General features: G+C 69.4%; 21 protein-coding genes and 2 pseudogenes. 9 read left to right on the forward strand and 14 right to left on the reverse strand.

The window, feature by feature from the left end; all coding sequences use genetic code 11:
• Positions 1-16: 16 nt before the first annotated feature.
• Complete coding sequence (locus L0D17_RS08055) at positions 17-364, reverse strand: SDR family NAD(P)-dependent oxidoreductase (RefSeq protein ID WP_243094728.1); 348 nt, start codon at positions 362-364, stop codon at positions 17-19.
• Positions 365-553: 189 nt separating this feature from the next.
• Here L0D17_RS08055 and L0D17_RS08060 point away from each other — a divergent pair.
• A pseudogene (locus tag L0D17_RS08060) lies at positions 554-2,084 on the forward strand (IS200/IS605 family accessory protein TnpB-related protein); the annotation flags it as partial.
• A gap of 3 nt (positions 2,085-2,087) precedes the next feature.
• Here L0D17_RS08060 and L0D17_RS08065 read toward each other — a convergent pair.
• Positions 2,088-2,375, reverse strand: coding sequence for an SDR family NAD(P)-dependent oxidoreductase (locus L0D17_RS08065; RefSeq protein ID WP_243094749.1), 288 nt, complete (start codon positions 2,373-2,375; stop codon positions 2,088-2,090).
• Between the two features lie 162 nt (positions 2,376-2,537).
• On the reverse strand, positions 2,538-2,888 hold the full coding sequence (locus tag L0D17_RS08070; RefSeq protein ID WP_243094729.1) for a nucleotidyltransferase domain-containing protein: 351 nt from the start codon (positions 2,886-2,888) through the stop codon (positions 2,538-2,540).
• A 115-nt stretch (positions 2,889-3,003) separates the two neighbouring features.
• On the opposite strand from L0D17_RS08070, the gene L0D17_RS08075 reads away from it, so the two are divergent.
• On the forward strand, positions 3,004-4,374 hold the full coding sequence (locus tag L0D17_RS08075) for a phytoene desaturase family protein (RefSeq protein WP_243094730.1): 1,371 nt from the start codon (positions 3,004-3,006) through the stop codon (positions 4,372-4,374).
• Here L0D17_RS08075 and L0D17_RS08080 read toward each other — a convergent pair.
• On the reverse strand, positions 4,313-5,590 hold the full coding sequence (locus L0D17_RS08080; RefSeq protein WP_243094731.1) for an alpha/beta fold hydrolase: 1,278 nt from the start codon (positions 5,588-5,590) through the stop codon (positions 4,313-4,315). The two genes, L0D17_RS08075 and L0D17_RS08080, sit on opposite strands and share 62 nt — an antisense overlap.
• A gap of 96 nt (positions 5,591-5,686) precedes the next feature.
• Between L0D17_RS08080 and L0D17_RS08085 the strand changes: the two genes are divergently transcribed.
• Positions 5,687-6,241: a Uma2 family endonuclease gene (locus L0D17_RS08085; RefSeq protein WP_243094732.1), complete on the forward strand. Its 555-nt coding sequence runs from the start codon at positions 5,687-5,689 to the stop codon at positions 6,239-6,241.
• Between the two features lie 12 nt (positions 6,242-6,253).
• On the opposite strand, the pseudogene L0D17_RS08090 reads toward L0D17_RS08085, so the two are convergent.
• From L0D17_RS08090 to L0D17_RS08130, 9 genes and pseudogenes are all read right to left on the reverse strand, one after another.
• Positions 6,254-6,574: pseudogene (locus tag L0D17_RS08090) on the reverse strand (DUF1640 domain-containing protein); the annotation flags it as partial.
• A gap of 24 nt (positions 6,575-6,598) precedes the next feature.
• A complete protein-coding gene (locus L0D17_RS08095; RefSeq protein ID WP_243094733.1) occupies positions 6,599-7,312 on the reverse strand; it encodes a class I SAM-dependent methyltransferase in 714 nt (237 codons plus the stop codon).
• Between the two features lie 39 nt (positions 7,313-7,351).
• Positions 7,352-8,014 carry a DUF4397 domain-containing protein gene (locus L0D17_RS08100; RefSeq protein ID WP_243094734.1) on the reverse strand — a complete coding sequence of 221 codons (663 nt, stop codon included), beginning with the start codon at positions 8,012-8,014 and terminating at the stop codon, positions 7,352-7,354.
• A 54-nt stretch (positions 8,015-8,068) separates the two neighbouring features.
• Positions 8,069-10,048 (reverse strand): cobyric acid synthase, encoded by a 1,980-nt coding sequence (locus L0D17_RS08105; protein WP_243094735.1) that lies wholly within the window; start codon positions 10,046-10,048, stop codon positions 8,069-8,071.
• 53 nt (positions 10,049-10,101) lie between these two features.
• Entirely contained in the window at positions 10,102-11,100 is a 999-nt protein-coding gene (locus L0D17_RS08110) for a pyridoxal phosphate-dependent aminotransferase (RefSeq protein ID WP_243094736.1), read from the reverse strand.
• 45 nt (positions 11,101-11,145) lie between these two features.
• Positions 11,146-11,475 (reverse strand): nucleotidyltransferase domain-containing protein, encoded by a 330-nt coding sequence (locus L0D17_RS08115; protein WP_243094737.1) that lies wholly within the window; start codon positions 11,473-11,475, stop codon positions 11,146-11,148.
• 53 nt (positions 11,476-11,528) lie between these two features.
• The gene (locus tag L0D17_RS08120) at positions 11,529-11,840 is read right to left on the reverse strand and encodes a HEPN domain-containing protein (RefSeq protein ID WP_243094738.1); all 312 of its coding nucleotides are present in this window, start codon (positions 11,838-11,840) and stop codon (positions 11,529-11,531) included.
• A gap of 9 nt (positions 11,841-11,849) precedes the next feature.
• Entirely contained in the window at positions 11,850-12,698 is an 849-nt protein-coding gene (cbiB, locus tag L0D17_RS08125; protein ID WP_243094739.1) for an adenosylcobinamide-phosphate synthase CbiB, read from the reverse strand.
• Complete coding sequence (locus L0D17_RS08130; protein WP_243094740.1) at positions 12,695-13,213, reverse strand: histidine phosphatase family protein; 519 nt, start codon at positions 13,211-13,213, stop codon at positions 12,695-12,697. Before L0D17_RS08130 ends, cbiB begins: the two co-directional genes overlap by 4 nt.
• A 21-nt stretch (positions 13,214-13,234) precedes the next feature.
• On the opposite strand from L0D17_RS08130, the gene cobT reads away from it, so the two are divergent.
• The 4 genes from cobT to L0D17_RS08150 are packed head-to-tail and all read left to right on the forward strand — an operon-like array spanning position 13,235 to position 16,796.
• Entirely contained in the window at positions 13,235-14,245 is a 1,011-nt protein-coding gene (gene cobT, locus L0D17_RS08135; RefSeq protein ID WP_243094741.1) for a nicotinate-nucleotide--dimethylbenzimidazole phosphoribosyltransferase, read from the forward strand.
• The gene (locus tag L0D17_RS08140) at positions 14,246-14,941 is read left to right on the forward strand and encodes an adenosylcobinamide-GDP ribazoletransferase (protein WP_243094742.1); all 696 of its coding nucleotides are present in this window, start codon (positions 14,246-14,248) and stop codon (positions 14,939-14,941) included.
• A complete protein-coding gene (gene cobO, locus L0D17_RS08145; protein ID WP_243094743.1) occupies positions 14,920-15,483 on the forward strand; it encodes a cob(I)yrinic acid a,c-diamide adenosyltransferase in 564 nt (187 codons plus the stop codon). The genes L0D17_RS08140 and cobO overlap by 22 nt, the downstream gene beginning before the upstream one ends.
• Entirely contained in the window at positions 15,483-16,796 is a 1,314-nt protein-coding gene (locus L0D17_RS08150) for a cobyrinic acid a,c-diamide synthase CobB (RefSeq protein ID WP_243094744.1), read from the forward strand. Before cobO ends, L0D17_RS08150 begins: the two co-directional genes overlap by 1 nt.
• A gap of 42 nt (positions 16,797-16,838) precedes the next feature.
• Here the strand turns inward: L0D17_RS08150 and L0D17_RS08155 are convergent, their stop codons facing one another.
• Positions 16,839-18,368, reverse strand: coding sequence for a Ppx/GppA family phosphatase (locus L0D17_RS08155; protein ID WP_243094745.1), 1,530 nt, complete (start codon positions 18,366-18,368; stop codon positions 16,839-16,841).
• Between L0D17_RS08155 and L0D17_RS08160 the strand changes: the two genes are divergently transcribed.
• Positions 18,369-20,195 carry a polyphosphate kinase gene (locus tag L0D17_RS08160; protein WP_243094746.1) on the forward strand — a complete coding sequence of 609 codons (1,827 nt, stop codon included), beginning with the start codon at positions 18,369-18,371 and terminating at the stop codon, positions 20,193-20,195.
• A gap of 8 nt (positions 20,196-20,203) precedes the next feature.
• Positions 20,204-20,701 (forward strand): SixA phosphatase family protein, encoded by a 498-nt coding sequence (locus L0D17_RS08165; RefSeq protein WP_243094747.1) that lies wholly within the window; start codon positions 20,204-20,206, stop codon positions 20,699-20,701.
• Positions 20,702-20,967: the final 266 nt, after the last annotated feature.

Raw genomic sequence — 20,967 nt, forward strand, 5'->3', positions numbered from 1 at the left:
GCGGTAGGGGCTCACCTCAGACCTCCAGGGTCTCGGGCGGGGGCTCCGCCAGGACCCCCGAGAGGACCCGCCTTGCCGCCTCCTCCGGGGCGAGCGCCCCCTTGGGCGGGCCCCCTAAGGGGGCCCAGAGCCCCGTGGCCACGGCGGGAAGCCGCACCAGGACCAGGTGCACCCCCTCCCGCCGAAGCTCCCGCCTCGCCGCCCCCAGGTAGGCCTCCAGGGCCCCCTTGGCGGCGGCGTAAGCGGCGAAGCCCGGCACCTGGACGTACGGGGGGTACGCCCCGAAGAAGACGGCCCGCGCCCCGGGGCGGAAGCGGGCGTACTTTAGGGCTTGGTGGGCGGTGAGGAGGTGGGCGGCGAGCATCCCCTCCAGGAGGTGCAAACAGTTGAGCAATAACAGCTTTGGGCTACAATAGCCCTCAGATGCCCCCGCTTCTCCTTACAGCCCATCAGGTCAGGGAGCGCCACGGCGTTCACCACGACACTCCGCGCGCCTGGGAAAGGCATAAGGTTTCCCGCTTCGCCGTGCGGACGCGCGCCAGGAGGCGGAAGGATGCCCAAGGACAAGACCGCTAGCTTCCGAGGCGTCCAGGCCAAGCTCCGTTTCTCCTCCCAGGAGGACCGGAAAGCCCTCCTGGACCTCATGCGGAGGTTCTCCTCCGCCACCAGGTTCGCCTACCAGAGACTCTTGGAGGGGTACAGTCGCAAGGAACTCAAACGGGAAGACGGCCCCCTCTGCCAGCTCTTCCGCCTCAACACCCGCTACGTTGACGACGTTATCCTCAAGGCGCAAGGAGTCCTGGACTCCGCCAGGGAGCGCGGTGTAGACCCCCGCAAGGTGGTCTTCGGGGGAAGGGGCCTCTTTGAGCAACTCAAACGCAAGCACCTCTCGGGTAAGCGCCTCCTCCAACTGAAGCGGGAATGGCGGGAGAAGCGCCAAGGTTTGCTCTACTCTAGGGGAGACCGGAGCAAGGGGGGCAACCTCAACCTGCGGCTGGAGGTGGAAAACGGAGCCTTGTGGCTCCGAATCAATCTAGGACACCGCACTTACATCAAAGCCTTCGTCCTCTCTTCCCACCCTCAGGTGGAAGCCCTGGTGGAGCGGGTGTACCTTTCCGAGCCCTACAACGTGGAGCTCAATCTCCGGAACGGAGAAATCCACGCCCACTTCACGTGGCACGAGGCGCTACCCTTGGTGGTGGCCACCCAGGAAAATGGAGTCCTCGCCCTGGACGCCAACGCCCACCCCCACCACCTGGCCTTAGCGTTGGTCAGTCCTGATGGGGAACTCAAGCATCACTTCACCATCCCCTTGGACGAGGTGGACAGGGCCCCCAACCGTGGAGCCAAGGAAATCGTCCTCTGGAGGGTGGCCCACCAGGTGGTGGACTTCGCCCTCTCCCAGGGCGTAGCCATCGCCACCGAGAGGCTCAAACACCTCCGGAAGTCCAGGAGAGGAGATGGTTCGGGAAGGCGGTTCCGGAGGAAGCAACACCGCTTCGCCTACGCCTCCCTCCTCCGGAAGGTCCACACCCTGGCGAGGAAAAAGGGTGTCCAGGTGCTGGAGGTGAACCCCCAAGACACCTCCACCATCGGGATGCTCAAGTATGCCCCCCTGCTTTCCCTCTCCAAGGACACCGCCGCCGCTTACGTGATCGGGAGGAAAGCCTTAGGTTTCACCGAAAAGCTTCCCCAGGGTTACCAGCGCCTGTTGGAGGATCAGGCTTTCCAAATCGAGACCCAAGCCTTCTACGAGGAGTTGCAGACAGAGCTACAAAGACGAAAGGGAGGTGAGAACAATCCGTATCTGAAGAGGCGCATTGCAAGAGACATCGGTAAGGCGAAGCGAGCTTTAGGTCTTCTGTCAAGCCTTCGGAGCTCGTCAGGGAGCCAGCGGGGGTCAACCGAGGGAAGGAACCCTCCTGGCGCTAATCCCTGGCGGGTTCTGAGGGTAGGCCTCTTTCTTCCCCTCCTTGGGCGGGAGGTGCCGAGGGACCTCTCTCCCCTCAAGCCCATCCTCCTTGGGGGATCGTGGGAGGGGGGAAAGGTCAGGCTTAGGTCCTCATCCTGGTGGAGGGCCCAAAGCGCTAATGTGCGCTTTGGTTGACCAGGTCTCGCCCCAGTTCCCGCACGGGGGCCCGCCCCGCCATCCCCACGGCGTGGAGGAGGAGGTCCAGGGGCCCAGCCTCCTCCAGGAGGGCTTGGGCCTCGAGGGGGTCTTCAAGGTCGGCGGGGAGGGCTTTGGCCCCAAGCTCCTCGGCGAGCTCCCGAAGCGCCCCCGCCCTCCGCCCGGAAAGGAGAAGCTCGTGGCCCTTCAGCGCACGCGCCAAAGCGCTTCCCAGGCCTCCCGTGGCGCCCAGCACCAAAACCCGCATGCCCTAAGGCTAGGGGAGGGGCGGCAAGACCTCTGTAGCCTGGGCAAAGGCTAGGGGGACCTTTCCGCCTCCCGATAGATGGCCCGCGCCCGGTGGCTGAAGATGCGGGCGCGGCTTCCCCCACGTACCCCGTGGCGCCCGTGACCAGGACCCGCACGCCCTTCACCTTAGCCCCACCGGGCCGGGGGAAAGTAGCAGGGAAGGGTTTTCTAAGAGCACGATCCCCTCCCGCGCCGCCTCCCCCACCACCCCGATCTCCTCACGGCGGAGGGCCCACTCCTCGGGGGTGAGGGCCACGTAGTCCACGTGGCGCAGGGGAAGGATGCGGTGCAGGAGAAGGAGCCGCTCCAAATAGGGCATCCCCCGGAAGGCGGGGGAGACGATGAGGAGGTCGTAGTCGCTCTCCTCCAGAGCTTCGCCCCGGGCGCGGGAGCCGAAGAGGAGGGCCAGGGCGATGGGCAGGGGAGCCCGGGCCAAGGTTTCCTTCAGGGGTTCAAGTTCGCTTCCACCCATCGCACCACCTGGTCCTCCTGCGCTTGGGCCAGGAGGTAGGCCGCCTCTTGCCGCACCCCTCCCAGTATAGCCGGGGCAAAGGTTGGGGGAGGGGGCGTCTTCTAGGCTAGGGGGCGTGCGGGCGGTGGTGGTGGGTGCGGGGATCGGCGGCTTGGTGGCGGCGAGGGCCCTGAGGCGGGCGGGCCTCGAGGTGGTGGTCCTGGAGGCCCACACCTACCCCGGGGGTCTTGCGGGGAGCTTCTTCCACAAGGGCTTCCATTTTGAGGCGGGGGCCACCCTCCTCACGGGTCTGAGGCCCGAGGCCCCCCTGGGGCGGGCCCTGGCCCTTTTGGGCCTACGCTTGCCCTTTTCCCCCTTGCCCCCGGGCTTCCCCCTCCTGGAGGTCCTCCTGCCCCGGGGGCGCCTGGTGCGGCCCGTGGGGCGGGAGGCGGAGCGGGAGGCAGAGCGGGACTTCTTCGGGCCCCGGGTCCTCCCCTTTTGGGACTGGCAAGGGGAGCGGGCGGAGCGGCTTCTCGCCCTGGCCCCAAGCCTCCCCTGGCCCCCGGAGGGGGAGGAGTGGAGGGCGCTTTGGGGGCGCCTTCCCGCCCTCCTTCCCCTCCTCCCCGAGCTCTTCCTCCCCGTCCTGGCCCGATCCCCCGAGGACCCCCATTTCCGCCGCTTCCTGAGGGCGCAGCTCCTCATCACCGCCCAGACGGAAAACCCCTACGCCCTCTACGCCGCCCTCGCCTTGGACCTGCCCCACCTGGGGGCGGCCCTGCCCCCCCGCATGGGCCTCCTGGCCGAGGCCCTGGCGGAGGGCCTCAAGGTGCGCTACAAGGCGAGGGCGGTGCGCCTCCTCCACCGGGAGGGGCGGGCCCATGGGGTGGAGGTGGTTCACGGCGGGCGGAAGCGGGGGGAAAGGGAGGTGGTGGCGGGGGACGTCTTTCTCCTCAACGTCCCCCCTGAGCCCCTCCTGGGCCTACCCGGGCGGGCGCCCCGGGACGGCTGGGGGGCCTTTGTGGTCTACGGCGTCCTCCCGTGGGCCGAGCCGCCCCCCTACTACCGGCAAAACGCAAGGGAGCGGCCCTTCGCTTTCCTCTCCCTGCGCCCCGAGGGGGAAAGGACCCTCTTCACCCTTTCCTTCCACGTGCCCATAGCCCCTTGGCTCGCCCTTCCCCGGGAGGACTACCGGGAGGCCAAGGCCCGCTTCCTGGAAAAGGCCCTCGCTTTGGGCGAGGCCCTCCTCCCCGGCCTCCGGGAGGCCTCCCTCCTCTTCGCCGCCACCCCCAGGACCTACCTCCGCTTCGCCGGCCGGGCCTGGGTGGGGGGCATCCCCCAGACCCACCCCTTCCGCTTCCCCCGGGTGCGCCTTCTCCCGAACGTCTTCCGGGTGGGGGAGGGCGTCTTCCCGGGGCAGGGGATCCCCGCCGTTGCGCTTTCCGGCCTCAGGGGGGCCTGGCTGGCCCTGGCGTACCTGGGTCTAGGAGGCGTTCCAGATAGCCCCTGATGGCCCGGGCGGTGCGCCCTTCCCGCTCCGTGAGGAGGTCCAGGTGGGTGAGGCCGGGGAGGATTTCCACCCACCCCGGCGTCCCGGGAAAGAGCTCGCCCAGGCGGAAGTCCTTCGGCTCGCGCACGAGCCCCCGGCCCGCCCCCAGGGCAAGGACGGGGTAGGGGAGGGGCCGGGGCCCGAGGTCGGGGCGCACGTGGGGATAGCCCCCCACCTCCAGGAGGAGGCGGTAGGGGAAGTACCACTCGGAAAACCCCGTCTCGGCCCGGGCGAAGGCGCGGAGGAAGGCCCTTGGGTCCGTCGCCTCCCCGGTGTCCCGCCAGGCGATGGGCCCCAGCCTCGGCCCCCGCACGGTGAGGACGAGCCGCCCCTGGAGGAGGCCCCAAAGGCTCAGGCCCTCCCGGGCGAAGGCCCGCCCCACGCTCACGCTGAAGGGGGGGAAGAGGCTGTAGTGGTCGTCCACCCGGAGGAGGGCCTTGGCTTCCCGGGTGGCCCGGTGGGGCCCCAAGGGCACAAGTTCCTCGGGCCGCTTTGCCGCCAGGTAGGCCTCCGCCTCCGCCAGGGCGAGCTCCTTGGGCCCAAGCCCCGGAAGCTGGAAGACGGGGCTCGCCCGGCCCGCGAGGAGGTCCTCGAGGCCCGGGAGTCGGCCCAAGGGGGTGTCCTGCCCCTGGAGGAAGGCCTCCCGGGGGAGGCTTATGAGGCCCAAGGTCCCGTCCAGGAGGACGAGGCCCCGGAGCTTCTCCCCGTGGGCCCAAGCGTAGAGGGCGGCGAGGCTCGCCCCGAGGGAGTGGCCCGCCAGGACCACGGGGGCCCGCTTCCTGGCCTCCGCCACCGCCTGGTCCAGGTCCAGGAGGTGGACGTCCAGCCCGAAGTCCCTTAGGGGGGCTAGGTCGGGCTCGGGGAGGGTTTGGTAGTAGGCGAGGGGGTCCTCCGCCCGGAAGCCCCGGCGGTCCTCCAGGCCGTTGGCCCGCCGCTCCCAGGCCCAGACCTCGAGCCAAGGTGCCTCCCGACGAAGGTGTTCCGCTAGGAGAGCGAAGTTGGTGCTCCCCCCAAGGAGGCCGGGGACGAGGAGGAGCACCGCCCGCGGGTTTTCCGCCGGGTAGGCCAGGGCGTAGCTCCGGTCCAGCCCCGGCCGCCCGGTGTCGGCCCCGGGAACGGCCCGGTAGGTCTGGCCCAAGGCGAGGCCCAGAAGGAGCGTAAAGACAAGAAGCCGCATGCCCTTAGGGTGGGCCTAGGGGGCTTGGGGTGCTAGGGGGAAGGCCACGGTTTCCCCAAAGCGTTTGGGGGAAGGGCCCCCGCCTAGAATGACCCTATGGGGGAGGCCACCCAAAAACTTGTGCTTTTATCCGCCGAGGCGTATCTGGCCTGGGAGGAGGGCCAACCCGTGCGCCATGAGCTCCTCGAGGGCATCCCCTACGCCATGGCGGGGGCGATCCGGACGCACAACCTGCTGGTGGGAAACCTGTACGCCCTCCTGCGTCCCCGGGCCCGGGAGCGGGGTTGCCGGATCTACACCGAAACGGTCAAGCTACGGGTGGGAGAGCGCACCTTCTACTACCCCGACCTTATGGTGGTCTGCCAGGGGGAGCCCCCTCACAGCCACTACGAGGAGAATCCCTGCCTGGTGGTGGAGGTTCTCTCCGAGGCCACCGAGGTCATAGATCGCAGGGAAAAGCTCTGGCGCTACCGGGAGATCCGTACCTTACAGGGCTATCTGATGGTGGAAAGCCGCGCCCGGCGGGTGGAGGCGTATGTCCGGGAGGGGGCGGATTGGCTTTACCGGGTGGTGGAGGAGGGAGAAGTGGAGGTACCCTGCCTGGACCTGAGGATTCCCTTGGAGGCGGTCTATGAGGGGGTAGAGGTGTAACCTCTGGCGGGCGAAGAGGGTGAGGAGCGCGAGGGCGGCGGTCAGGGCGGTGAAGTAAAGCATGAGGCGGTTCAGGGCGGTGTTGATCTCTGCTTTCACCTCTTGGCGCAGGGTGTCTATTTTGGCATCCAGTCGGGCGATCTCCTCCCGCATCTCCTGCCGCAGGCCCTCGGTTTGCGACTTCATCTCCTGCCGCAGGCCTGTGATTTCCGCCTTGACCTCCTGCCTGAGGAGGTCCATGCGGTGCTCCAGGGAGGACACCCGGTCGGGGAGGGTGGCCATCACCCCCTCCACGATGCCTTCCAGCTTGTAGAGGCGCTCCTCCGTGGTCATTGCCCTTAGGGTAGCATAGCTTTTTTACCGAGGTACAACCGCTTCGGCAAAGACCAGCCCGAGCTTCCCATAGCGGTGCAGTTCGCTGCGAAAGCCCACTTCTTCCAGCAGGTTGAGGAGGGCTTCCTCGCCCGGCCGATAGAGGCCCAAGGAGGCCCCTGGCCCGAGGAGGAGCATCCCGAAAAGCCTTCCCCCTTCCCGAAGGACCCGGCGGGCCTCGAGGGCCGCCCTCCTGGGGTCCTGGAACTCATTCCAGGTAGGGCCGATGGCCACCCCGCCGAAGCTGCCTTCCCGGAAGGGGAGGGCTTCCCCGTGGCCCAGGAGGTAGGGCCCGGGCCTGCGCCGGGCCGCCACCTTCAGGAAGGCGGGGGAGGGGTCCAAGCCCACCGCCCTTTCCCCCAGGGCCTCCCGGTGGACCCCGGTGCCCGTGCCCACGTCCAGGAAAGGCCCTCCCCTGGGGAGGAGCCAGGAGCGGAGGAGGGCCCGCTCCTCGGAGAAGGTGAGGGTCCCTCTGGAAAGGAGGGCGGTGGAGCGCACCCGCCAGGCGTCGTAGCCCCAGGCGGTGAAGGGGAAACGGTTGACGAGGGCGAGGTGGAGCCGCTCCTTGCCCGCCCGCAGGTCCAAAAAGGGCCCCCGGAAGGGGTAGCGCACCCCACACCGGGGGCACGAAAACCCCTCCAGACCCGCCCCGCACCGCGGGCAGGCGAGGAGGGGAAGAAGCCAAGGGGGAAGCGCCATAAAAAGGCCCCCCAGGGGGGCCTGGAGGGGTGGGCAGGCCTAGCGGTTCCCGCCCAAGGCGGCGGCGTCCACCACGGGCACCACGGTGAGGGTGCCCGCCCTCACGCTCCCCACGGCGAAGACGGTGTAGGTCTTGCCGCTTTCCAGGACCACCCCGGGAAGCTCCAGGGCCACGGTGGTGGTGCCGGCCACCCGCACTTCCAGGTCATACCGCCCCGCAGCCACCACCAGGTACTGGCTCGCCCGAGGGAAGGGGAGGTTTTGGAAGAGCACCGGGCCTGCCTTCACCGCCACGTCCACCGCTGGGGCGTCGGGGGAAGCGTGCACCACCCGCACCCGGGCGTAGCCCGCCCGGGGGAAGAGGCCCGCCAGGGCGTCCGTGTACACCTGGGGCCGGATCTGGGCCAAAAAGCCCGTGGCGGCCACGGTGTAGTAGACCCCTTCCCGCAGGTCCAGCTCGGCGTCAATGACCACGGGGGCGTCCTGCCCCGCCGGCACCACCTGGACCCGCACCTTGGCGGCGGGAAGGGGGATATAGGGGGTCACCTCCTTAAAGGCCAGGTTCCGAATGGCCCGCTCCCCGTTCACCAGGACGTCCACCGCTGGGGCGTCGGGGGAGAGGTGGGCCACCCGCACCATGGCCCCTTGGGCCCAGCTGAGCCCGGCCAATACCATCAACAGCAAGGGCAAAAGCTTACGCATACGCACCTCCTTGCCCTCATTGGGGCTTCTTAAAGCTAGCGCGAAACCTTTTGTCTAACCTTTGTCTAAGCTACCTTCCAGCGGGAGGGAGCCCCCTAGGTGTGGTTCGGGGTACAGGTTTTCCCCTTTGAGGCGGAGGCTCTGCCCCGCCACCAAGAGGTACACCTCCTCCGCCGCCTCGGCGAAGCGGGCGTTCACCTCCCCCAGAAGGTCGCGGTAGCGGCGGGCCAGGGGGTTGGCGGGGACGATGCCTAGGCCCACCTCGTTGGACACGGCGATGACCCGCTTGCCGCTTTCCTCCACCGCCCTTAGGAAGCGCTCCGCTTCCTCCAGGGGGTCCAGGCCGTGTTCCAGCAGGTTTGAGACCCAAAGGGTGAGGCAGTCCACCACCACCGTGGGGTGGCGGGCCTGTGTGAGCGCCTCCGCCAGGGCGAGGGGCTCCTCCAGGGTCTCCCAGGTGGGGGGACGCTCCTCTCGGTGGCGGCGGATCCTTTCCGCCATTTCCTCGTCCCGGGGCTCGGCGGTGGCGATCAAGGTGGCATAGGGCCCAGCGAGCCGTTGGGCGAAGCGGCTTTTGCCGCTTTTCGCCCCGCCCAAGAGGAGGACGAGGCCGGGGGGCGGGGGAGGGTCAGGGGGCTTGGCGCTTCCTGCGGGGAAGGCCTTTCCTGATAGCCCTAAGGCCCGGTGGAGGCGGTTTAAGTCCAGGTGTGCCTCGAGGGCGTCCGCCAGGGCGTCCAGGGCTTCCTCCAGGCCCTTGGCCTCCCGGCCGAAGAGGGCCCGTTGCACCCCGGGGTTTTCCAGGAGGCCGTGGAGCCAGGTGGCGAGGAGGCTTCCCTCCTGGTGGAAGAGGGGCAGGCCCTCCCCGTGGTGGATCTCGTAGCCCCGCACCTTTAGGCCGTTGAGCCGGGCCCAGTACCCCGTGAGCCCCAAAAGGGGCACCTCCTTGGCCTCCACCCGCTTCTCCCGGCGCATCCGCACCCGGTGGGGGAGGAGGCCAAGCCCGGGGAAGACTCCCTTCTCCTCCACCCCCTCCTCGTCCAGGATGGCCTCGGCGAGCATCTCCGCCCCGCCGCAGACGGCGAGGAGGGGCTTGCCCGCCTCCAGGTGGCGCCTTAGGAGGGGCAGGAAGCGCCTGAGCCAGGGGAGGTCCCGGGCGGGGAGGCGGCTTCCGGGGAGGATCAGGAGCTCGGCCCCTTCCGCCTCCTCGGGGCTTTGGGCGTGTATGGGGCGGGCGAGCTCGGCGAGGGGCCAGAACTCATCCAGGTTGGCGGCGTGGGGGTAGCGGAGGATGGCCACCTTGGGGCCCTCCCCGGCCCTAGGGCGGTAGCGGAAGCCGTCCTCCTCGGGGAGCTCCAGGGGGAGCATGGGGAGGGTTCCCAGGACCGGCACCCCTGTCCAGCCCTCCAGGAGGCGGTAGGCGGGGGTGAGGAGGGAGAGGTCCCCCCGGAACTTGTTGAAGGCGAAGCCGAGGAGACGCTCCCGGTGCTCCCCCAGAAGGGCCCAGGTGCCGTAGAGGGCCGCCAAGGCCCCTCCCTGGTCCACGTCCGCCACCAGGAGGGCCTTGGCCCCGGCCCACTCCGCCACCTTGAGGTTGGGGAGGTCGGGCCAGAGGTTCCGCTCCACCGGGCTTCCCGCCCCCTCCAGCACCAAAAGCTCGTACTCCGCCAAAAGGCCCTCCAAGGCCTCCCGCACGGGCGCCTCCAGGTGGGGCTTCCGCTCCTGCCAGGGCAGGGAGGAGAGGAAGGGGTCCACCCGGCCCAGGACCACCACCTGGGCCCCCCGCTCCCCGAAGGGCTTCACCAGGATGGGGTTCATCCGCACCTCCGCCTCCACCCCGGCCGCCAGGGCCTGGAGCCACTGGGCGGTGGCCAGCTCCCCGCCCCGGGCCACCCGGGCGTGGTTGGCCATGTTCTGGGCCTTGAAGGGGGCGGCCTTGAGGCCCATCCGGCGGAAGTGGCGGAGAAGCCCCGCCACGAAGAGGCTTTTCCCCACCCCGCTCCCCGTGCCCCAGACCGCTAGGGCCTTAGCCCGCAAGCCGCACCTCCACCGCCCCCTCTAGGTAGGTCCGAAGCTCCACCCGCACCCCCTCAGTCTACCCGGACCGTGGCGAGGACCTTCCCTAACGCTTGGAGGAGCGCCGCGATGGCCTCCTCCTTCTGAGCGGAAAGGCGGAGCCACGCGGGAAGCCCGAAGCTGGTGCAGTCCCGGACCCGGATGCCCCTTTCCCTCAGGGCCAGGGCCACCTCCGTGGCCCTCCCCACCCGGACCAGGAGGAAGTTGGCGGGGCTTTCCCGCACCTCTAGCCCAAGCCCCTTCAGGCCCTCCGCCAGGAGGCGCCGGAGGCGGAAGAGTTCCTTTTTGCTCTCCTCCAGCCAGGCCTGGGCCTCGGGGTCCAGGTGGCCGAGAAGAAGGGCCTCCCCGTAGACGGAAACGGGCCAAGAGGGGGCGAGGTTTTGGAAATGGGTGAGGTCCAGGGGGGCCACCAGGTAGCCCGCCCGCACCCCCGTGAGGCCGTGGGCCTTGTTGGGGCTGTAGAGCCGGAAGGCCCTCTGGGGTAGGGGAGGGGGGTTTTCCGCGAGGGGGTAATAGGCCAGGTCCAGGACCAAGGCCCCCTCGGCCCGCTGTGCCGCCTCCTCCAGGAAGGGGTAGACCTCCCCCGTGGGGTTGTTGGGCACACAGAGGAAGGCCAGGGAGCTTCTGGGGAGGAGGGCCAGGAACTCCTCGGGGCTCTTTGCCTCCCAGAGGGGAAGCTCCAGGGCCCTGGCCGCCCGGGCGTACTCGCTGAAGGTGGGGGGAAGGAGGAGCATGGGGCCCCTGAGGTAGCTCCAGCGGGCCAGGCGGTGGATGAGCTCGCTCGTCCCCGTGCCCACGGCCACGTTCTCGGGGGCCACCCCGTGGGCCTCCGCCAGGGCCTCCCGGAGCCTCCGGTAGAGGGGATCGGGGTAGCGGCTGGGGTCGGCCCGCCGGAGGTGGGCCTGGATCACGGGGTTGGGCCCCAGGGCGTTGGCGTTGGTGGAGAAGTCGTAAAGGGGCTCTGGGCCTCCATCTGGCCCACCGTGGATGGGCCTCAGCACGTCGTCCAACATGCCCTCCATGGTAGGAAAGCGCCTCAGGTAAGAATGGGGCCTAGGCTAAGGGTAGAGGCGGAGGGCCCCTTGGCGCATGCGCTCCAGGACGGAGGCGAGGCGTGCCGCTTCCTCCTCCGCATAGGCGTGAAGCTCCACGGGAAGCCCGGGGAAAGCGCGGCGGGCGAGAAGATGGAGATCCTCACGGCGGGCCCCCCGGTAGATCACGAGGACGTCCACGTCGCTTCCCACTAGGGCCCTTCCCCGGGCCCAGGAGCCGAAGAGCCAGGCCTCGAGGAGGGGTATCTCCTCCCGCAGCGCCTCAACCCCCTCCTTCAGGCGGCGGAGGAGTTCCTCCCGCGTCCATTTGGGATAGAAGACCCTCACAGAATCCATAAATGCTTTCCGCATGCGCCAGGAGGCGCTCGGACTCCCCCCTTCGGTAGCGCTCAAAGGGGGCTCCTTCCGCCTTCCGGCAGGGCGTCCGGGTATCGGCTTGGGATATAGGCCTTGTCCAGCTCGCTGGCGGCGTCCAGTAGGGCTTCGGGCACGGGGAAGGTCTGGGAGAGCGCCTCCAGGAGGCCGGCCACCGAGTGGCCCCAAGCCACGGCGCCCAAGCGTTGGAAGACGGCCTTCACCGCCTTCTCCGCGGCCTGTTGCGCCGCGAAGGCCGCCCACTCGTAGAACCCTTCCCGGAGCGATAGCGAAGCCTGCTCCAGGTCCCGTTTGGCCTGGAGCAGGAAATCCCGGCTCCGCTCCACGGCAAAAGTCTACCCCACCGCCTCGGCCAGGGCCAGGAGGAGCCCCACCCCGTAGCCCAGGCCCCCCACCAGCCAAAGGGCCTTTCCCACGTGGGCGGGACCGGGGGATGGGGCCTCGGGGTTCAGGGCGTAGACGCCCCGCTTCCGGAGGCGCACCCCGAGCCGAAGGGCCAAGGCGGCCATGGGGAAGCCGGCGTTGGGGGAAGGGGTCTTGCGGGCCTCCCGCCAAACCCGCGGCCAAAGCCCAGGGGGGCAGAGGAGGAGGGCGGTGAGCCGGGCGGGGAGGAGGTTGAGGAGGTCGTCCGCCCGGGCGGCGAAGGCCCCCTTGGCCCCGTGCTCCGGGTAGCCCCACATGGCGTCGGCGGTGTTGGCGTAGCGGTAAAGGGCCGCCCCGCCTAGGCCCAGGAGGGCGTAGTAGAGAAGGGGGGCCACCAGGCTATCGGAGAGGTTTTCCGCCAGGCTTTCCAGGGACGCTTCCCGCACCTCCTCCGCCGAGAGGTCCTCCGTCTTGCGGCTGACGATGCGGGAAAGCCGCCTGCGGGCCTGGGGGAGGCCGTCCGCCAGGGCCCTTTCCACCCGAAGCACCTCCTCCAGGAGCATGCGGAGGCTAAAGAGGGGCTTCAGGAGGAGGCCCAGGAGGACCCACCCCAGGGCCAGGGGACGGAGGAGGAGGTCAAGGAGGAGGGCGGGAAGGGCGAAGAGGAGGGCCCCTAGGGCCCAGTAGAAGGCCCCCGACCAGAACCCCCGCACCCGCCGCCAGGCCCACCCCAGGTACCGCCCCATCCAGACCACGGGGTGGAGGGAAACGGGGGGCTCGCCCAGGAGGGCGTCCAGGAGGAGGGCCAGAAGGAGGCTCACGGCTCAGCGTTAAAGCGCTTCAAGACCCTCACGGGCCAGTCCACCGCCAAGGCGCTTCCTAGGGGCACGAGGCCGTCTTCTCCCAGGGCCCGGAGCACCGCCCGCACCACCCCCCCGTGGGTGAAGAGGAGGGAGGGCTCCCTTAGCCCCTCTAGGAAGCGGAAGACCCTTTCCTGGAAGGCCTCGAGGCGCTCCCCCCCTGGGGGCGCAAAGCGGTGAAAACGGAGGAGGGCCTCCTTGTGGACCGCCTCCAGCTCCTCCCAGAAAGCCCCCTCCAGGGCCCCGAAGTGGATCTCCCGGAGGGCGGGAGTGGGGGTGGGGGCGAAGCCCGCCAGGGCCGCCGTTTCCAGGGCCCGCCTGAGGTCGGAGCTATAGGCGGGAAGGGGCGGGAGGAGGCCCCTTAGGGCCCTCGCCTGCCTCCGCCCCAAGGGGGTGAGGGGAAGGTCCGTCCACCCGACAAGCCTTCCCTCCCGGTTCCAAAGGGTTTCCCCGTGGCGCACGAGCCAGAGCTCCACGGGACGAGTATATTGGGGGCCATGGATCGGGCCATCCTAGAAGAGGCCCAACGGCGCATGGGGGAGCTCACCAAGCCGCCCCGCTCCTTGGGGTACCTGGAGGAGGTGGCGGTGCGCCTGGCGGCCATCCAGGGCCGGGTGAAGCCGGAGCTCGGCCGGGGGGCGGTGGTGGTGTGCGCCGCCGACCACGGGGTGGTGGCGGAGGGGGTTTCCGCCTACCCCCAGGAGGTCACCCGGCAGATGGTCCTCAACTTCCTCCGAGGGGGGGCCGCCATCAACCAGTTCGCCCTGGCGGCGGACTGCGAGGTCTACGTGCTGGACGTGGGGGTCATCGGGGACCTTCCCGACCACCCTAGGCTCCTCAAGGGCAAGGTGCGGGAGGGGACCCGCAACCTGGCCCATGAGCCCGCCCTCACCCGGGAGGAGGCGGAAAGGGCCCTCTTGGCGGGGCGGGAGGCGGCCAGGCGGGCCCTGGCGGAGGGGGCCACCCTCCTGGCCGCGGGGGACATGGGCATCGGCAACACCACCGCGGCCGCCGCCCTCACCGCTGGGCTCTTGGGCCTTCCCCCGGAGGAGGTGGTGGGCCGGGGGACGGGGGTGGGGGAGGAGGGCCTCAAGCGCAAGCGGGAGGCGGTGGCGCGGGCCCTCGCCCGCCTGCGGCCCGGGATGGACCCCCTGGGGGTGGCGGCGGAGGTGGGGGGCCTCGAGCTCCTCGCCATCGCCGGGGTCTACCTGGAGGGGTACGCCCAGGGGGTGCCCTTGGTCCTGGACGGCTTTCCCGTGACCGCGGGGGCCTTTTTGGCCTACCGCATAGAGCCCGGGATCCGGGACCGCTTCTTCGCCGGCCACCTCTCCCGGGAGCCCGGCCACCGCCACCTCCTGGAGGCCCTGGGCCTGAGGCCCCTCTTGGACCTGGACCTGGCCCTGGGGGAGGGGACGGGGGCGGTCCTCGCCATGCCGCTTCTGAGGGCGGCGGGGCGCATCCTGCACATGGCCACCTTCGCCGAGGCGGGGGTTTCCCGGGGCGGGTAGGTGTTTAGGGCCCTTTTGGCCGCCTTTTCCCTCCTTTCCGTCCTGCCCGTGCCCGTGGCGCTCCGGGCGGAGGACTTCCGCCGGGGCGTGGCCTTTTTCCCCCTGGTGGGCTACGCCTTGGGGGGCTTTCTCGCCCTTCTCGCCCTCCTCCCCTTGCCCGTGGGGCTCCTTGCGGCCCTCCAGGCGGCTTTTCTTCTCGGCCTCACGGGCTTCTTGCACCTGGACGGCCTCCTGGACGCCGCCGATGCCCTTTTGGGCCACCGCCCGCGGGAGGAGAGGCTCCGCATCCTCAAGGACCCCCACCTGGGGTCCTTCGCCTTCGGCGTGGGGGGGCTTTACCTCCTTCTCCTCTGGCAGGCCCTGGCCCTGGCCCAAGACCCCCGCTTCCTCATCCTCTTTCCGGGCTTCGCCCGCTTCGCCTTCCTGCCCTTCCTCCACCTTTACCCCCTCCTGGGCCCGGGGATGGCGGCCGCCGTTCGGGGGGGGCCTTGGGGGCTCGCCTTGCTCCTCGCCCTTCCCTTTCCCCTCCTCTTTCCCTTGCCCGCGCTGTTGGCCCTCCTCGCCGCCTTCCTCGTGGCCCGGCTGGCCCTGGCCCGGCTCGGGGGGCTCAACGGGGACATCCTGGGGGCCATGATCTCCTTGGCGGAGCTTTTCGCCCTGCTAGGCTATGCCCTATGGAAGAACCTCGGCGGCTGAAGCCCTACACGAGGCCCCAAGGGGAGCGGCAGGGGCTCCTTATCGTCTACACCGGGGACGGCAAGGGCAAGAGCACCGCCGCCTTCGGCCTCGCCCTCCGGGCCCATGGACGGGGCCTAAGGGTGCGGATCTTCCAGTTCCTCAAGCACGCCAGCGCCCGCTTTGGGGAGCACCGGGCCTTCGCCCTTCTCGGCATCCCCATAGAGGGGCTGGGGGACGGCTTCACCTGGAAAAGCCATGACCTCGCCGCCTCCGCCCGCCTGGCCCAGGAGGGCTGGGGGAGGGCCAAGGAGGCCATCCTGTCCGGGGAATACGATCTTGTGGTCCTGGACGAGGCCACCTACCCCTTGCGCTATGGCTGGGTCCCCTTGGAGGCGTTCCTGGAGACCCTACGGGCCCGCCCCGCCCACGTGCACGTGGTGGTCACGGGGAGGGGGGCTCCGGAGGCCCTTTTGGCCCTGGCGGACACGGTGACGGAGATGCGCAAGCTCAAGCACGCCTTTGACGCGGGCGTGCCGGCCCAAAGGGGGATTGAGCACTGATGCGCCTGGTCCTAGCGGCACCCCACTCCGGGGCGGGAAAGACCACCCTGGCCCTCGCCTTGGCCCTGGCCCTGGGGGAGCGGGGCCTACGGGTGCAGCCCTTCAAGGTGGGGCCCGACTACATTGACCCCACCCACCTCGAGGCCGCCACCGGCCGCAGGCCCTACAACCTGGACGGCTTCTTCCTGGACGAGGCGGGCCTCCTCGCCCTCTTCCGCCACGGGGCGAGGGGGGCGGACTTCGCCCTGGTGGAAGGGGTCATGGGCCTCTTCGACGGCAAGGACCCCCACGGGCGGGTGGGCTCCACCGCGCAGGTGGCCAAGCTCCTCGGGGCCCCCGTGGCCTTGGTGGTGGACGCCAAGGGCATGGCGGGGTCCATCGCCGCCCTGGTGCGGGGCTTCCGCGACCACGACCCGGGGCTTCGCCTCGTGGGGGTCTTCGCCAACCGGGTGGGCTCCGCGCGGCATGCGGAGATCCTCGAGGAGGCCCTAAGGCCCTTGGGTCTTCCCCTTCTAGGTTGGCTCCCCCAGGACCCCGCCCTCGCCCTGCCCGAGCGGCACCTGGGCCTCGTCCTGGCGGGGGAGGCGCCGCCCCCCTTGGAGGCCTTGAGGCGGGCCTTCCGGGTGGACCTGGAGGCGGTCCTCCGCCTGGCGGCCTCCGCCCTGCCCCTTCCCGAGGCCCCGCCTTTCCTGCCCGAAAGGCGGCCGCCTCGAGCCCGGGTGGCCTACGCCTGGGATCGGGCCTTCCGCTTCTACTACCCCGAGGCCCTGGAGCTCCTTCAGGCCCTGGGGGCCGAGCTCCTCCCCTTTAGCCCCCTGGAGGACGAGGCCCTGCCCCAGGCGGAGGCCCTCCTCCTCGGGGGCGGCTACCCCGAGCTCTTCGCCGAGCGGCTTTCGGAAAACCGGGCCCTCAGGGAGGCCATCCGCCGCTTCCCCGGGCCCGTGGTGGCGGAGTGCGGGGGGTACATGTACCTCTCCCAGGGGCTTTGGGTGGGGGAGCGGTTCTACCCCATGGTGGGCCGGGTTCCCGGGGAGGCCCGGATGGCGGAAAGGCCCCTTCTGGGCTACCGGGAGGTGGTGGCCCTGCGGGATAGCCCCGTGGCCCGGGCGGGGGAGGTCTTTAAGGGGCACGAGTTCCACTACGCCCGGCTTCCCCCCTCCCCAAGCCCCGCCTGGCGCCGGGCGGGGGGGGAGGAGGTGGAGGGGTACACGGATGGGCGGGTGCTGGCGAGCTTCGTCCACCTCTACCTCCCCGCGAGGCCCGAAGGGGCGGAGCGGCTCTTGCGAGGGGAAGGGCTTTCCTCCCCCCTGTAGGCCACCGAGGCGAAAACGAGCAGGGGCCTTGGGCGGGTTTGCTCACCCTTCCCAAACCACTTCCATGGCCAAACCGAAAGCTTGCTGGAAGAGGCCCGCTTGTTTCTCCGCCTCTATCCGCTCCACCCAAGGGTCCTCCACCGCCTGCAAAACGAGCCGCACATTTGCCCCGAGCTCTACCCGCACCCCCCGCACCCGGCCCGAGCGGGTGCGCTCCAGCATCTCGGCGAGGCGCAAGAGGGCGGAAAGCTTTAGGAGCCGCTTGGCGTCCCCCCGTTCCATCAGGGGCTTGAGGCTTCCCAAGGAGGGGTCGCCCCGGCGGTGGTAGCGCACCAAGAGGCCCAAAAGGGCCTGCTCCCGGTGGGAAAAGCCCAAAAGGGGCTCGGCGAAGACCAGGTAGGCCCCGTGCTTGTGGTGGTCGCGGTAGCCCAGGCGCATGCCGATATCGTGGACATGGGCCGCCTCCTGGAGGAGCCGCCTTTCCGCTTCCCCGTAGCGGTGGAGGGGCCAAAGCCCCTCAAAGAGGGCCAGGGCCAGGCGCTTCACCCGGTCCCGGTGGTCTTCCGGAAAGGGGTAGCGGAGGAAAAGACTTTCCACGGCGAATGCCCGGGGGTCCGGGAGGAGGTGGGGCGGAGGCAAGAAGCGGGTGAAGAAGGCCCCTTCCCGGATGCCCATGCCGCTCACCCAAAGCCCGGGGGCTCGGAAGTGGGCGAGGAGGGTCCTGAGGAAGGCCAAGGAGGCGGGTAGGGTGCGAGCCCGGTCGGGCTGGAGGCCGGGAAGCTCGGACCGGGCCTCGAGGGGAAGACCTAGAAGCTTCTCATAAAGCGCCTCCACCCCTTCCCGGGGCAGGAAGTAGCCTTGCAGGTGCTCCCAAGGGTAGCCCCGCTCCTTGGTGTTCAGCCGAGCAATAGCCCGGACGTTCCCCCCAAGGCCCACCACGGGAAGGCCGCCTTCCAGGGAAAGCGCCTTAAGGTGGCGGGCTACCTCCTTTTCCAGGGCCCGCACCTCCTTCTTGGCCGGGGGGTCAGAGGGGAGGAAGGCCTCCGTGAGCCGCAAGGCCCCCAAGGGCAGGGCCACCCCATGCCGGAACCTGCGCCCTTCCATGCGGGAGATCTGGGCGCTCCCACCCCCCTGGTCCACCACCAGGGCGTCTTCCAGGAAGAGGCCGTTGGCCACGGCGAGAACGCCCAAACGGGCCTCCTCCTCCCCTGGCAACACCTGGGCTTCTAGGCCAAGCCGCCGGGCCTCGGCCAACACCAGGTCCCCGTTTTCCGCATCCCGGATGGCGCTTGTGGCCAGGACCACCACTTCGTCCACGGGGGAGGCACGGAGGAAATCGGCGAAGGCATGGAGCGCCTTTCGCCCGCGGGCCAGGGCGTTTTCCCCAATGCGGCCCTTGGCTAGCCCCTCCCCCAGGGCCACCGCCTCCCTGAGCTCGTCCGCCAGGAGGTAGTAGGCCCCCAGGCGGTAGCGGTAGACCACCAGGCGGAAGGTGCCCGAGCCCAGGTCCAAGACGGCCAAAGAGCGTTCTTTGACCTCTTCCTGACGGGATGCTGGCGTAATCTGAAGCAAATGCGTCTCCTCCCCGAAACGAGCTGGCTTCAGTTTAACCGCCGGGTCCTCAGGCAGAGCGAACGGCCCGACTTCCCGCTTTTGGAGAGGCTTCGCTTCCTCGCCATCTGGAACCGCAACCTGGACGAGTTCTTCGCGGCCCGCATTGCCAAGCCCTTTCTCAAGGGGCGGGGAGATGCGGCGCACCTGGCCCTTCTGGAGGAGGCGAGGGCGCAGGCCCTCTTGGCGGCGGAGCGCTACCGCGCCCTTCTCAAGGAGGCTTCTCCTGTCTTGCAGGTTCTTTCCGCCGAGGCCCTGGACGAGCTGGACTGGATGTACTTCCGAGTCTACCTGGCGGAGGTGGTGGCCCCCAGGACCGACCTCATCCCCTGGGAGGCGGTGGGGGACCTTTCCCACGGGGCGCTTTACTTTGCCTCGCCCCACCACCTGGTGCGCTTGCCCCAGGACCTCCCCCGCCTCCTTCCGGTTCCGGGGAGGGAGGGGACCTTCGTGCGGCTTGGCGCCTTGGTGCGGGCCCGGAGCGACCTCTTCCTCCCCGAGGAGGCTCCCCTTGACGAGTTCCGGGTGCTCCGCCTTCTGGAAAGCGAGCGGGCCCGGGCGGACTGGGACGAGTTGGCGCAGGCCCTCGAGGAGCGGCAGGAGGGGGTGCCCACCTTGTTGGTGGCCGAGGAGGGGTTTCTGGAGCCCTGGCTGGAAAGGCTACGCCAGGGCCTGAACCTCCTCCCCGAGGAGGTGTTCCGGCTACCCCCGCCCCTCGACCTCACCCTGGTGGAGACCTTGGTGGAGGCGGGCCCTCCTGCGTGGCGGTTTCCTCCCCTTAAGCCTGCCCGTCCCAAGGGCATTTTCAAAAACCCCTTGGGGCGCTTGCGCAAGGAGGACCTTCTCCTCTACCACCCCTTTGAGGCCTACGAGGCCGTGGAGCGCTTCGCCGAGGCGGCCCTTCTCCCGGAGGTGGAGGAGGTTTACGCCACCCTGTACCGTATTGGGGGGGAAAACCCCCTGGCGGAGGCCCTCCTGCAGGCCGCCCGGCGGGGCAAGCGGGTCCACGTGTTCCTGGAAGGCAGGGCCCGCTTTGACGAGCTTTTGAACCTCCGCTGGTACCTGCGCTTCCTCCGGGCCGGGGTGGAGGTGCTTCCCCTTTCCGAGCGCAAAGTGCACGCCAAGGCCCTCCTCCTCCGCACCCGGGAAGGGGGGTTTGCCCATCTGGGCACTGGCAATTACAACCCGCAAAACGGTCGGCTTTACACGGACTTTTCCCTTTTCACCGCCCGGGAGGAGGTGGTACGGGATGTGCACGCCTTTTTCCAGGCGGTGCGGGAGGGAAGTTTCCCCGCCCTTTCCCTCCTTTTAACCGGTGAGGCCATCCGAGCCTTCCTGGTGGAGTCCATCCTGGCGGAGGCCCACCCCAAGGGGCGGGTGATCCTCAAGTTCAACCATCTCACCGACCCCGAGGTGCTTTCCGCCCTGGTGAAGGCGGCGGAGGCGGGGGCCCGGGTGGACCTCCTGGTGCGGAGCACCCTTACCTTGCTTCACCCCGCCTTCCACGCCAAAAGCCTCGTGGGCCGCTTTCTAGAACATGGCCGGGTGGCGGCCTTCCGGGCGGGGGGTGCTTGGAAGGTCTACCTGACGAGCGCCGATGCCATGCCCCGGAACTTTCAAAACCGGTTTGAGCTCCTTTTCCCCGTTTTAGACAAGGAGGCGAAGCGCAAGGTGCTGAAGGTCTTGAAGCGGCAGGTGAGGGACGACTGCAATAGCTTCCTCCTCCTGGCGGAGGGAGAGCGCATCCTTTGGGGTGGCCGCCACGATGCCCAGCGCTCCCTCAGGTAGCTTGAGGTATGGAGCTATTTCTGATCCGACACGCCTTGGCCTTGCCGCCGGAAGGGGCAGGGGAGGAGGCGGACGACGCCAGGCCCCTTTCCCCCAAAGGGGTGCGCCGCTTCCGCAAGGCGGTGAAGGGCCTTCAGGCCCTCAGGGTTTCCCTGAACCTTATCCTCACCAGCCCCAAGCGCCGGGCCCTGGAGACGGCGGAGATCCTTTCGGCGCTTCTGGAAGGGGATAGCCGGGTAACCCCGCACCTGGCCCTCCCGCCTTCGCCAACCCTTCTGGAGGAGATTCCGCGGGAAGGCCGGGTGGCCCTGGTGGGGCATGAGCCTTACCTTTCGGAGCTTCTGGTTTGGCTCCTTATGGGGGATTTCCTGGGGACGTCGGCCCGGGGGCGGTTGGGAGAGCGCTTCCCCCTGAAAAAGGGCGGGGTTGCCTGGCTGAAAGGGGAGCCCGTGCCCGGCCGGATGTTTCTAAAGGCCCTTTTCCCTCCCAGGGTTTTCCGGCTATAGGCACCTCCAGGGAGTGGGTGGGCCACTTTGAGGCCCACCTGGTCCCGGCCCTGTCCGAAGAAGATCCTGAAGGGGTTCACCAGGTGCGGGTGCCGGCAAGACAGCGTGGCGTCTAGCTGGACCTTTTCGGCTGGCGGGTCTTGCAGGACCACCTCCGCCGCTTGGTGCGGGGGGCGGGCCGGGCCCGGGTCGTGTAAGGATTTATGTGTAAGGGTCCGTGTTTAATAGGGGGGCACACCTTAGCACGAGGAGGTGCCCCGTGGACC

Origin of the sequence: Thermus thalpophilus (assembly GCF_022760915.1) — a bacterium.
Classification (GTDB): domain Bacteria; phylum Deinococcota; class Deinococci; order Deinococcales; family Thermaceae; genus Thermus; species Thermus thalpophilus.